We start from the raw sequence: 12,673 nt of genomic DNA, 5'->3' as shown, positions 1-12,673 counted from the left end.
CCAGTGATAAAAGCTTGGAAAGCTTTTATCAATTAGCTGAGGCCGATCCCGCGGAAAGCGTCCGCCTAGAGTGTAAATCACCGCGTCACCTGTCACTCAATTGTTCGTGTTTTATAGCCAATTAAGTCATTATGAAATTCATTCAAATAGGAGGATAATCATTATTTGATTATCCTCCCTCATTTCAATCCCAAAATTCTACTCGAGATTTTTTTAATTTAATTAAATTATGAACTTCGACCGTCTTATGCTGATCCTAGATTAATCATATTTAAGCCATCAATTGTTAATCCTGATTCTAACACTTTAAATAAAGCGAACACGGTATCGAGTGATGTTAACACACCTACTGATGATTCCACGGCTGCTCTTCTAATTTTAAAGCCATCTCTGTCGACATCATTTCCTTTGGTCGGTGTATTAATAATTAAATCGACTTTTCCTTGCTGAATTGCATCCAATATATTCGGTTTATTTTCTCCGATCTTATTGACTATTTCAACTTTCACATCATGGTCTTCTAGGAATGCGGCCGTTCCTTCCGTAGCCATGAATTGAAAACCTTTTTTAACTAAGGACTTGGCTATTGGTAGAAATTCATATTTATCTTGATCTTTTAAAGTAACCAAAATATGACCATTTGTTTTTAATAAAGGTGTATTTGCAGCTAAAAAACCTTTATATAATGCTTCTTCAAAATTAGCTCCGATCCCTAACACTTCACCAGTTGATCTCATTTCAGGTCCAAGACTAACTTCAACCAAGGGCAATTTCTCTGTTGAAAATACCGGCACCTTTACACTGACAATATCTGCTTCAGGATATAATCCAGGTTGATACCCTAAATCAACGAGTTTTTCTCCTAACATCACTCGTGTCGCTAAAGCAACGATTGGAACACCAGTTACTTTGCTGATATAAGGAACCGTTCTGCTTGAGCGAGGGTTTACTTCGATTATATATAGATCATTTTCAAATTCAATAAATTGAATATTAATCATGCCTTTTACTTTTAAGGCTAAAGCAATTTTTTTCGTGTAATCGACCAGTTTACTTTTTATTTCCTCAGAAATATTTTGACTTGGGTAAATCGAGATGCTATCACCTGAGTGAACGCCTGCTCTTTCTAAATGTTCCATAATTCCTGGGATTAAAATATCTTCACCATCACATAAAGCATCGACTTCGATCTCTCTACCGATCAAATAGCGATCGATTAAGACAGGATACTTTTTGTCTCTTTTGAAAACTTCAGCTAAATATTTTCTCAATTCTTTTTCTTTTAAAATGATTTCCATTCCTTGTCCACCAAGAACATAAGAAGGTCTGACTAATACTGGATAGCCTAACTGATTAACCACTTCAACACCTTCTTCTAAACTCCAAACTGCTTTTCCTTCAGGTCTTTTTATCTCTAAATCTTCGATTAATGCATCAAATTTTTCTCTATCTTCTGCTCGATCGATTTGCTCAGGTTGCGTACCTAAAATAGGAATATCTAGTTCCTTGAAAAAGGTTGCTAATTTAATCGCTGTTTGTCCACCAAATTGTAAGATGACACCTGATGGTTTTTCTTTTTCAATAATATTTAATACGTCTTCTTCTGTTAAAGGTTCAAAATAGAGTTTGTCTGACATATCAAAATCCGTACTAACGGTTTCGGGATTGTTGTTAACCATAATTGTTTCTATTTCAGCTCGCTTAAGAGCAAGTACACTATGAACACAACAATAATCAAACTCAATCCCCTGCCCGATTCGAATGGGGCCAGAACCGATAACCATCACTTTTTCATTATGACTAACTTCGACCTCATCTTCCTCATCATAAACGGAATAATAATAAGGAGAAATCGATGTCGAAACAGCTTCACACGTATCGACAACCTTAAATGAAGGAATGATCGTCAATTCTTTTCTTAGTTGATAGATCTTATGAGGGCTGCATCCCATCAGATCACCAATGGCCTTATCAGAAAAACCAATTTTCTTGATTTGTTTTAACTTGTCCCGATTTAAATCGTCAATCGTTAATTGTTTTAAGGATTCTTCTAACTCAATAATACCGCTTAATTTATTTAAAAAGAATAAATCAATCCCTGTCATTTTGCCGATTAACTCTACTTCATAGCCTCTTCTAAGTAGTTCCGCCAAGTCAAATAACCGCTCATCATCCGGGGCTTGAATTCGCTTCAGCAGTTCTTCATCCGTTCTATTTTTTGTCGCTTTATGCTCTAAAGAATATTGACCAATTTCTAACGACCGAATCCCTTTTAACAGGGCAGCTTCAAAATTTTCTGCAATCGCCATTACCTCTCCAGTTGCCATCATTCTAGTACCAAGTGTCTTATTTGCTTCTAGAAATTTATCAAATGGCCATTTCGGTATTTTCACGACGACATAGTCAACATTCGGTTCATAACAAGCATAGACTTCGTTCGTTTTAGAATGTTTGATTTCATCTAGTCGATAACCTAAGGCAATCTTGGTGGTTACTTTTGCAATCGGATAGCCAGTAGCCTTTGATGCAAGTGCAGAAGAACGACTGACTCTCGGATTGATTTCAATGACTGCATAATTCGATGTTTCCGGATCAAATGCCAGTTGAACGTTGCAACCACCGATTACACCGATTTCATCAATAATATCTAGAGATGCTTGTCTGAGCATTTTTTCTTCGCTATCTGAAAGGGTTTGATTAGGCGCTACAACGATACTATCTCCTGTATGAATACCAACTGGATCAACATTCTCCATACTACATACGATGATTGATTCTTGACCATCCCTCATCACTTCATATTCGATTTCTTTCCATCCCTTAATACTCTTTTCTAAGATCACTTGATTAATCGGACTTAGATAGAGCCCTTTTGTTAAAATATCCTTTAATTCTTCTTCTGATTCAGCAATCCCTCCACCAGCGCCACCCATGGTATAGGCGGGTCTAACGACCACTGGATAATCTATCTGCTCTGCAAACTGAAGGCCATCCTCCAAATTAGTCACGATACGATTTTCGATCACTGGCTGTCCGATTTCTTCCATGATATTCTTGAAAACTTCTCGGTCTTCGCCTTTTTTGATCGATTCAATTGAGGTTCCAATCACTTTTACGCCATACTTTTTTAAAATTCCTTGGTCATTAAGCTGAACAGCTAAATTTAGACCTGTTTGTCCACCTAAACCAGCAATTAGACTGTCTGGTCGTTCAATATTAATTATTTTTTCGAGTACCTCAACCTTAAGTGGTTCAATATATATCTTGTCTGCCATTTCTTGATCTGTCATAATGGTCGCTGGATTACTATTGACTAAAACAACTTCTATTCCTTCTTCTTTTAATGCTTGGCAAGCCTGAGTTCCAGCATAATCAAATTCAGCAGCTTGACCAATCGTTATCGGTCCAGACCCAATCACTAATACTTTTTTTATCGTTTTATTTTTTGGCATATTCCTATTTCCCCCTAATCGTCAATTAATTTTGCTTTTAAAAAGTGTCATAATCATAGGTAAGCTGTCAATCATTTTTTTGAAAATTCAAATGATTTGAATCCTAATTCACTATCCTAATTCTTCTCGCCACTCAAGTAAGCTTTTTGCTTCTTGTTCGGTGATTTCATTTCTTTTAATCAATAGCTCTGCAAGTTGGTCAAAGTTAGCCAATGTATAATACGGAACGCCTGCTTCTCTAAATGCATCACTAGCTTTTTCCAAACCATAGCTAAAGATCGCTAAAACCGCTTCAACTTTTCCACCCGCTGCTTCTACTGCTTTCACAACTGAAAGCACCGATCCACCTGTTGAAATCAAGTCTTCAATAATTACGACTGAATCACCAGGATTAATCACACCTTCAATTTGATTACCTTGGCCATGTTCTTTTGCTTGACCCCGTACGTAGACAGTCGATTTATTTAAACGATCCGCAAGCAATGTAGCGTGCGGTATACCTGCAGTTGCACAACCAGCTACCACATCAACATCTAAATTTTTCTCTTTAATCACTTCAACAAAACCTTCAGCAATTTTACTGCGCAAGTGAGGATATGAAATGGTCAATCGATTATCACAATAGATCGGTGATTTAATCCCTGATGTCCAAGTAAATGAACGATCAGGTTTGATTTGAATCGCATTAATTTCGATTAGTCCAGTTAAAATTCGATCTGCTTGATTACTCATGCTTCCCACTCCTCTTTTGCTAATATATATGCTTGTTTAGGATCATCTGCTAACGTAATACTTCGACCGATGACAAGTGCATCGGCACCAAATTCCTTGGCCATTTTCGGTGTCGCTACTCGCTTTTGGTCATCCGAACCATGGCTTAGCAATCGAATCCCTGGTGTAACAGCTAAAAATTCCTCGCCACAAATCTGTTTTAATGCTCTAACTTCATGTGCGGAGCAAACAACGCCATCTGCCCCATTTGTTTGAGACAGTTTTGCTAAATGAACAACAGTATCTTCAATTGTCTGATTAATTTTTAATTCCGATTGAAGCGTCTCTTCATGCATCGAGGTTAATAAAGTGACAGCTAACAAATCAGGCGCTTTAGCTCCGCCTGATCCATCAAGTAAACCTTCCTTGGCAGCTCGAATCATCTCGCCACCACCAAGTCCGTGAACATTTGTCAGTGCCACATCGAGCTTAGCAATATTTTTCATCGCCTTATAAATCGTTGTTGGAATATCGTGAAGCTTAATATCTAGAAAAATCTCATGACCACGATCGCGTAGTCGTTTAACAACATCGGGACCTTCTCGGTAAAAAAGCTCCATTCCCACTTTAACTGCCTCTTCTGTAAAGTTATGACTGTCTAAAAACTGCTTTGTTTCTTGCCAGTCATTAAAATCTAATGCGATATATATCGGTTTATTCACTCTGGTGCCCCTTTCCAATTGCTTCTTCAACTGATCTAAATCCATATTTCGCTAAACAGGCTGGTAATTGTTCAATGAGTTCTGGACAGATCATTGGGTTTTGAAAATTAGCTGTCCCTACTTGAACTGCACTTGCTCCCGCTAGTAAAAACTCTAACACATCCTCGGCTGTCATAATGCCACCAACACCGATGATCGGAATTTTAACAGCCTGATACACTTGATAGACCATCCGAATCGCGACTGGTTTAATTGCTGGGCCTGTTAAACCACCGACTTTATTTGCAAGCAGTGGACGTCTACTTTGTAAATTAATTTGCATTCCAGTTAGTGAATTAATCATCGTTAAACCATCTGCTCCAGCTTCTTCAACTGCCTGTGCAATTTCAACCACATTTGTTACGTTAGGTGTTAATTTCACATAGACAGGAACGTTACTAGCTGCTTTTACCCGTCTAGTTACTTCCGCGGCAACATCTGGATTCGTCCCAAATTGAAGCCCACCTTCTTTCACATTCGGACATGAAATATTTAATTCAACTGCGGCAATCCCATCGGTACGTTGAAAGGCTCGTGCAACTTGCTCATATTCTTCAATCGAGCTACCTGCGATGTTCGCAATAATCGGTACGTCATATTTTTTCAAATACGGGAGTTCTTGATCAATTATCATTTCAACGCCAGGGTTCTGTAAGCCAATTGCATTCAACATACCTGAATCCGTTTCAGCTACACGGGGTGTTGGGTTTCCTAGTCGTTCGTTTAATGTTGCTGCTTTAATGACAACAGCACCTAGTTCGCTCAAATCATAGAATTGACTATATTCTTTGCCAAAACTGAAACAGCCAGAAGCAGGCATAATTGGATTTTTTAAATTTAGTCCTGGTAATTTCACCGATAAATTCATTAAATCATCACCTCAGTCGCATTAAATACCGGTCCATCTGTACAAATCTTCTTCTGATCTTTTCCATCTGCAGACTTAACGACACAAGCATAGCAAGCACCAATTCCACAACCCATTCGTTCTTCTAGTGAAATATAGCCCGGGAAATAATGTAAATATTTTTTGACAGCCTTCAACATTGGCGCGGGTCCACAGCTGAAATAATAGTCGAAATTTAGCTCCTCATGTTGTAAGACGTCTGTGACATAGCCTTTTGTTCCATAGCTACCATCATCAGTCGTGACAAAAACTTCGCCTAATGCTGCAAATTCTTGCTCATAAAAAATCTCATCTTTTGTTTGAAATCCAATCACAGTCGTTACTTTAATGCCTTTTTCAACAAGTGATTTAGCTAAGTAATAAAGTGGAGGCACACCGACACCGCCGCCTACGAGTAACGCATGTTCCATCTCAATCGATTCAATCGGATAACCATTGCCTAGTGGAATCAAAAGATCAATTAACTCACCCGTCTTTAAGTGAGTCAGTACATCCGTTCCTTTACCAAACACTTTAAAAATAACTGTCAGTTTATTTAATGCCAAATCAATATCTGCTACTGAAATCGGGCGTCTGAGCATAAATTCACTGCCTTGATTGACTCGAATATGGATAAATTGACCCGGCTTAATTTGTGCTAGTAAGCTTTTTTCAATTTCTAAATCAAGTTGATAAGTAGCTTTTGCAATTTCCTCAATTTCTAAAACTGGCACGATTAATTGTCTCATCAAACTCTTCCTTCCTCGTTGATCTAAGTTAACGAATCTCACATTTGTTGATAAACAATTTTTCCATTCACTATCGTTAAAACTGGATTTCCAACGACTGTCCAATCACCGAAAGGAGTATTCTTTCCTTTCGATTCAAATTGCTCAGGATCAATTGTCCACTGTTCAGCTAAATCAAGTAGGACTATATCTGCATCAGCTCCCAGCTCAATTGTCCCTTTTGATAATCCAAAGACTTCGGCAGGTTTTGTGCTCAGCCAATCGATTAATTGTGTTAACGTACATTTGTTTTCTTTGACGAAATGTGTGTACAACAATGCAAATGCTGTTTCTAAACCGACAATTCCAAATGGTGCTTGTTCAATTCGCTTCGCTTTTGCTTCTTTTGTATGTGGGGCATGATCTGTTGCGATAAAATCAATTGTGCCATCTAACAAACCTTGCCATAATGCTTCTTGATCAGCGATTGATCTTAGCGGTGGATTCATCTTGAAATTTGTGTCTTTCGTCTTAATATTATTTTCATTTAACAGCAAATGATGTGGGGAAACTTCTGCAGTCACCCTGATGCCTGCTCGTTTAGCATCACGTATTACCCTAACAGATTCTTTCGTACTGACATGACAAACATGATAATGACAACCCGTTGCTTCAGCTAATAAAACGTCGCGGGCAATTTGAGTCGATTCAGCCGCAGAAGGAATCCCATTGATCCCAAGTCTCTGACTGACATCACCTTGATGAACACTCCCGTTGTTAATTAAGGAATTATCTTCACAATGCGCGACAATTGCTTTATTTACTTGTTGAGCTTGTCGCATTGCTTCCATCATATCTTGTGCCGTTTGAATGCCGACACCATCATCAGTAAAAGCAAAGACATTTTGCTCAGCTAAACTAGAAAAATCAACAAGCTCCTCACCTTTTAAGTCTTTCGTGATTGAGCCGTAAGGGAGCACATTGACGAGCGCATCTTCGTTAATTTTTTGATTTAAGGCAATGACTCGCTCGGCGCGATCAGGCACTGGATTCGTATTCGGCATTGAACAAATCGTTGTGTAACCACCTTTTGCTGCAGCTTTGGTACCCGTTGCAATCGTCTCTTGAGCCTCGCCCCCAGGCTCACGGAGGTGGACATGAACATCGATAAATCCTGGAGCAATAAAGCGACCATTCGCATCGATGACTTGATCATTTGCTTCTGCTTCAATTTGTTCAGCAATAGCAACGATTTTGCCAGCTTCAATTTTTAGATCAATCGTTTGACTGTTAAAACTGGTTAACCCGTGCGTACAGTGTTTGATAATGATCGCCATATTGTTGTTCCTCCTCCCAATTCAGCAAGTGATCTAAGACTGCCATTCGTGCGTAAACACCGTATTCCATTTGTTTGAAAATTCGTGATCGTTCACATTCAACGAGCTCATCCGCAATCTCAACATTGCGATTAACTGGTGCTGGATGCATAATGATTGCTTCTTTTTTCATTCGTCCTTCACGCTCAACTGTCAATCCATACTGCTGTAAATAAGTGTCCTTACCGTCATTTTCAGCATCTTGATGGCGTTCAGATTGAATTCTAAGTAACATCACAACGTCAGCTGTTTCAATCGCATCGTCTAAATCAACATACGGAAAGTCTAAGCTGTGATCTTGCCATTCAGGTTTGGATGCAAAAGAAACATTTGCTCCTAATGTTCGCAGTGCATATGCATTTGAGCGCGCAACCCGACTATGAACAATGTCTCCTGCAATTAAAACATTTAAGTCTTTAAAATTGCGAAATTCTTTATACATTGTGTAAAGATCTAACAATGATTGTGTTGGATGCTCACCTGCACCATCACCTGCATTAATAACGGGGATATCTAATTGTTCAGCTAATTCCTGAACGGCATTTTCTTGAGGATGTCTAATCACGACCGCCTCTGCTCCAATTGAAGCAATTGTTTTTGCTGTATCATAAACGGATTCACCTTTCACGACACTTGAATGATCAACTTGAAAATCGATTACTTCAAAACCAAGTCTTTTTTCAGCCACTTCAAAGCTTAATTTAGTTCGTGTACTTGGTTCATAAAATAAATTTGTCACAAATCGTTTCTTACCTGTGGATTGATCGGCATCTTTACTACTTGCAAACCAATCTGTTCGTTTAATTAAATGAGAAATTTCCGCTTGAGTCATCGTTTTCATGGAGACAAAGTTATTCATTTAGATTCACCTCGTTGTTTTTTTATGTTCTCACTTTTAAATATTGCTTGACACTCATTTTTATAAAAAAGACTAGCTAGTTAAAGGAGCTAGTCTTTTGACCTTATTCTGAGTCGCTTTCTGTTTCAAACATACTTCCATTGCCACGACCGAGTTCTTTACCTGGTAAGACAAGGTTTAAAATAACACCAACAATTGCAGCTAAAGCCATCCCCGCAATCTCAATGTTAACTTCTCCAATTGAGAATTGAACCATTGCTCCACCAATACCGATCACTAAAATAACTGAAGAGATAATTAAGTTACGATTTTCAGCAAAGTTGATTTGATTATCAATCAACATTCTTAAACCACTCGATGCGATGATACCGAATAGTAAGATTGATACACCACCCATAACTGGAGTAGGTATCGACATAATGATTTCTGATATTATTCCGATAAAACCGAATAGCACAGCTAGTACAGCAGCACCACCAATAACGAACACACTAAAGATTCGTGTAATAGCTAACACACCAATGTTTTCACCATAAGTTGTATTCGGCGGTCCACCTAGCGCTGAAGCAATAATTGTTGCAACCCCGTCACCTAAAATTGAGCGATGTAAACCAGGATCTTTTAGGAAGTTACGTCCAACAACGTTTGAGACAACCATCTGATCACCAATATGCTCAGCAATCGTTACTAATGCGACGGGAACCATTAATGCAAGTAGACTCCAGTTAAAGACTTCAAACGGTGAGTAGTGAACAAACGGAATCACAAACTCTGGTGCAACAAAAATCGCACTGAAAAACTCACCGACTGATCCGGCTGAGACAATTTGATTCCAGCTTTCAACAATTCCTGAATAATCAACAACTCCTACAATTAGCGCATAAACATAACCTACAACGATTCCTACTAAAATCGGAATGACTCCTAAGAAGCCTTTAAAAAATAATGATCCAAGAATCGCAACAATAAGTGTCACTAGTGCTACAGAGAAATGTAAACCGCTATAATTCCCATCGACATTCATTGCCATATCGATTGCTGTTGGAGCTAACCCCAAACCAATGACCACAATAACTGGTCCCACAACAATTGGTGGTAAAATTTTCATTAACCAATCTGTACCAAAGGCAAAAATAAGTAGTGCCAGAATTCCGTAAACCAATCCAGCAAAGAAACTACCAACCATTGCACCAGGAACACCAGCATCTCCAATTGCTGTCACTAGTGGCGCGATAAAAGCAAAACTCGAGCCTAAATAAACGGGTATTCTACCTTTCGTTATCAACATATAAGCAAGTGTCCCTGTTCCACTTGAAATCAGTGCAACTGCTGGTGGTAAATCCGTTAAAAACGGAACGAGTACAGTGGCTCCAAACATTGCAAATAAGTGCTGTAAACTTAACATTAACCACTGTGATTTTTTCGGAACATCTCTTACGTCCATTACCATATCTAATCTTTTCATTTTTTTCTTTCCCTCATTATTTTTTATATAAAAAAAGTCTCTTTGCAAGTTTGCAAAGAGACTTTTCTACGTGCTAAAGCACATAGTTATCCCCGTACAACCTTGCAAGCCTCTCTGGACTTGTTTTAAAGGTTTACTGTTTGACTATATTTTATTCTGAAAAATACTCACTAAATCTTTTTCATCTGTTTCTTCTAGCCTTACTGTGATAACTTCTGATTGTGCAGTTGGAATATTTTTTCCGATATAATCTGCACGAATCGGTAATTCTCGATGGCCACGGTCAATCAGTACCGCTAATTGGATTTGAGCAGGCCTCCCAAAATCAACAAGGGCATCCATCGCCGCCCGAACAGTTCGTCCTGTATAGAGTACGTCATCAACTAGAACAATTTTCTTGCCGTCAATTGCTAATTGAAAATCTGTTGTATGAACAGTCGGCTCAGCTTGATCACTAACATGAGATAAGTCGTCTCGATAAAGAGTAATATCAATTTCTCCAATCGGAACCTTTATTCCTTCAATCTGACTGATCTTTTTTTGAAGACGCTCCGCTAATGGAACACCGCGCGTTTTGATCCCAACAAGGACGACATCATCAACACCTTTATGGTGTTCTAAGATTTCATGAGCAATTCGTGTCAAAGCACGATTGATTGCCGGTTGATCAAGAACAACAGCCTTCTCCTTCATGATGTTTCCCCCCTTTTGGAATGATGATGAATTTCACCAAAATAACCGTTCTTATTAAAAAATCCCTTTTCTCCGCGTGAGAAAAGGGATTTGAATAGACGTATCCAAATGAATTGTATCATTTCCTTCTCAGTCTCACGGGACTGTCTTAAAGGTTATTTTATTAATTACATTATTTCAGAGTTTCGCTTGAAAGTCAATAGCTTTCTCTCGCTTTTTCTACATAATCATCAAAAGATTTTGGTGGTTCAATTTCAAAATGCATCCATTCATTTGTTCGCGGATGATTAAACCCAATTTCATAAGCATGTAGTGCTTGTCCATCTGCTTGAATCGTCTTTTTTCTCCCGTATTTGGGATCACCAACGATTGGGAATTCAATATATTTCATGTGCACTCGAATTTGATGCGTTCGGCCTGTTTTTAAACTACACTTAACAATGGTGAATTTTTGATTAATCCGTTCAACTACTTCAAAATAAGTAACCGCTTCTTTCCCATCACTTACGACCGCCATACTTTGTCGATCTTTTGGGTTTCGACCAATTGGTGCTTCAATTGTTCCATATTCATGCGGAATCGCCCCATGAACTAAAGCAAGGTAAGATCGTTTTGCTTCACGCTTTTTAAGTTGCTCAGCTAATGACAAGTAAGCATCATCTGTTTTTGCAACAACTAGTAAACCACTCGTATCTCGATCAATTCTGTGAACAATTCCTGGTCGGTCTTCTCCGTTAATCGTTGTTAATTTGTCAGTATGATGCAACAGAGCGTGAACTAAAGTCCCCGACTGATGACCAACTGCTGGATGAACGACCATTCCTTTTGGTTTATTGACAACTAATAAATCATCATCTTCAAAAATAATATCTAGTGGGATCGCTTCAGGTTCAATTTTGATCGATTCTTTTTCCGGCTCATTCCAACCTAGTTGATCCTTTTCTTGAACACGGTAATTTGCCTTCACTTGTTTTCCATTAACCATTACCAAGCCACTTTTAATCCATGTTTGAATTTGTGCTCTTGACACCCCCTCAACCAATTGTGTTAACAGTTGATCAACCCTTGTATTTGCTTCTACTTCTGTTACGTGATGGGTAAAATTAGTCATCTTTTTTTGCGCCCTTTCCAAAGTCCTCTTTCAATACAACAATTCCAATCAATATCACGCCAATGACTAAAGCGGAATCTGCAACATTAAAAATGGGATAGCTATACGATCCAAAGTACATATCGATAAAATCAACAACTTCTTGATAGGCTAATCGATCAATAAAATTACCAATTGCCCCACCTAAAATTAAACCAAGGCCAACACCTAACCACTTGCTTTCATGAGCATATTTTTTTATATAATAGATGATTACAACGATCACAATTGCTGTAATGATATAAAAGAACGTCATCTGTCCAGCTAGTATCCCCCAAGCAGCACCAGGGTTTCGATGTGATGTAATGTATAAAAAATTATCAATGATTGGAATACTCTCTCGTAATTCCATGTTCATCATGACCAGCCATTTCGTGACTTGATCAATGATAATAACTAATAAAGCTAGCAGATAATAAAGCATAAAACGTCCTCCATAGTCCAATTTAATAACTAAATTTTAGCACACCCACAAGTAAAAACTCAACTAGCTTATAAAATTAAAGTAAATCTTAAAGCCAATTGAGATAGGGGGAGGTGACTAACCTCCGTCCCTCTCACACCACCGTACATACGGTTCTCGTATACGGCG

General features: G+C 38.4%; 11 protein-coding genes. All 11 read right to left on the bottom strand.

The genetic code is table 11. The features are described from left to right. Nucleotides 1-245: 245 nt before the first annotated feature. Nucleotides 246-3,452 carry a carbamoyl-phosphate synthase large subunit gene (carB, locus tag ABD814_RS05125; protein WP_344911023.1) on the bottom strand — a complete coding sequence of 1,069 codons (3,207 nt, stop codon included), beginning with the start codon at nt 3,450-3,452 and terminating at the stop codon, nt 246-248. Nucleotides 3,453-3,563: 111 nt separating this feature from the next. Then, nucleotides 3,564-4,184 (bottom strand): orotate phosphoribosyltransferase, encoded by a 621-nt coding sequence (gene pyrE, locus ABD814_RS05120; protein ID WP_344911022.1) that lies wholly within the window; start codon nt 4,182-4,184, stop codon nt 3,564-3,566. Next, entirely contained in the window at nt 4,181-4,885 is a 705-nt protein-coding gene (gene pyrF, locus ABD814_RS05115) for an orotidine-5'-phosphate decarboxylase (protein WP_344911021.1), read from the bottom strand. Before pyrF ends, pyrE begins: the two co-directional genes overlap by 4 nt. Beyond that, entirely contained in the window at nt 4,878-5,792 is a 915-nt protein-coding gene (locus ABD814_RS05110; protein WP_344911019.1) for a dihydroorotate dehydrogenase, read from the bottom strand. The genes pyrF and ABD814_RS05110 overlap by 8 nt, the downstream gene beginning before the upstream one ends. After that, nucleotides 5,792-6,559, bottom strand: a complete 768-nt coding sequence (locus ABD814_RS05105; RefSeq protein WP_344911018.1) for a dihydroorotate dehydrogenase electron transfer subunit — start codon at nt 6,557-6,559, stop codon at nt 5,792-5,794. Before ABD814_RS05105 ends, ABD814_RS05110 begins: the two co-directional genes overlap by 1 nt. A gap of 38 nt (nt 6,560-6,597) precedes the next feature. Then, nucleotides 6,598-7,875, bottom strand: coding sequence for a dihydroorotase (locus ABD814_RS05100; protein WP_344911016.1), 1,278 nt, complete (start codon nt 7,873-7,875; stop codon nt 6,598-6,600). Beyond that, nucleotides 7,829-8,773 carry an aspartate carbamoyltransferase catalytic subunit gene (locus ABD814_RS05095; RefSeq protein WP_344911014.1) on the bottom strand — a complete coding sequence of 315 codons (945 nt, stop codon included), beginning with the start codon at nt 8,771-8,773 and terminating at the stop codon, nt 7,829-7,831. Before ABD814_RS05095 ends, ABD814_RS05100 begins: the two co-directional genes overlap by 47 nt. Nucleotides 8,774-8,876: 103 nt before the next feature. Further along, on the bottom strand, nt 8,877-10,238 hold the full coding sequence (locus ABD814_RS05090; RefSeq protein WP_344911012.1) for a solute carrier family 23 protein: 1,362 nt from the start codon (nt 10,236-10,238) through the stop codon (nt 8,877-8,879). Between the two features lie 144 nt (nt 10,239-10,382). Further along, entirely contained in the window at nt 10,383-10,931 is a 549-nt protein-coding gene (gene pyrR / locus ABD814_RS05085) for a bifunctional pyr operon transcriptional regulator/uracil phosphoribosyltransferase PyrR (RefSeq protein WP_344911010.1), read from the bottom strand. A gap of 196 nt (nt 10,932-11,127) precedes the next feature. After that, nucleotides 11,128-12,042 (bottom strand): RluA family pseudouridine synthase, encoded by a 915-nt coding sequence (locus ABD814_RS05080; RefSeq protein WP_344911009.1) that lies wholly within the window; start codon nt 12,040-12,042, stop codon nt 11,128-11,130. Further along, nucleotides 12,035-12,505, bottom strand: a complete 471-nt coding sequence (lspA, locus tag ABD814_RS05075; RefSeq protein WP_344911007.1) for a signal peptidase II — start codon at nt 12,503-12,505, stop codon at nt 12,035-12,037. The genes ABD814_RS05080 and lspA overlap by 8 nt, the downstream gene beginning before the upstream one ends. Between the last annotated feature and the right edge of the window lie 168 nt (nt 12,506-12,673).

The sequence above is a fragment of the Amphibacillus indicireducens genome (assembly GCF_039539605.1).
Taxonomy (GTDB): domain Bacteria; phylum Bacillota; class Bacilli; order Bacillales; family Amphibacillaceae; genus Amphibacillus; species Amphibacillus indicireducens.
The sequence above is the reverse complement of the archived record's forward strand: the minus strand, read 5'-3'. Positions and strand labels throughout refer to the sequence as shown.

Coding starts and splice junctions, on each gene's coding strand:
- ABD814_RS05110 (WP_344911019.1), bottom strand. CDS start 5,792: ATGAATTTATCGGTGAAATTACCAGGACTAAATTTAAAAAATCCAATT.
- ABD814_RS05105 (WP_344911018.1), bottom strand. CDS start 6,559: ATGAGACAATTAATCGTGCCAGTTTTAGAAATTGAGGAAATTGCAAAA.
- lspA (WP_344911007.1), bottom strand. CDS start 12,505: ATGCTTTATTATCTGCTAGCTTTATTAGTTATTATCATTGATCAAGTC.
- ABD814_RS05090 (WP_344911012.1), bottom strand. CDS start 10,238: ATGAAAAGATTAGATATGGTAATGGACGTAAGAGATGTTCCGAAAAAA.
- pyrE (WP_344911022.1), bottom strand. CDS start 4,184: ATGAGTAATCAAGCAGATCGAATTTTAACTGGACTAATCGAAATTAAT.
- ABD814_RS05095 (WP_344911014.1), bottom strand. CDS start 8,773: ATGAATAACTTTGTCTCCATGAAAACGATGACTCAAGCGGAAATTTCT.
- pyrR (WP_344911010.1), bottom strand. CDS start 10,931: ATGAAGGAGAAGGCTGTTGTTCTTGATCAACCGGCAATCAATCGTGCT.
- ABD814_RS05080 (WP_344911009.1), bottom strand. CDS start 12,042: ATGACTAATTTTACCCATCACGTAACAGAAGTAGAAGCAAATACAAGG.
- carB (WP_344911023.1), bottom strand. CDS start 3,452: ATGCCAAAAAATAAAACGATAAAAAAAGTATTAGTGATTGGGTCTGGA.
- ABD814_RS05100 (WP_344911016.1), bottom strand. CDS start 7,875: ATGGCGATCATTATCAAACACTGTACGCACGGGTTAACCAGTTTTAAC.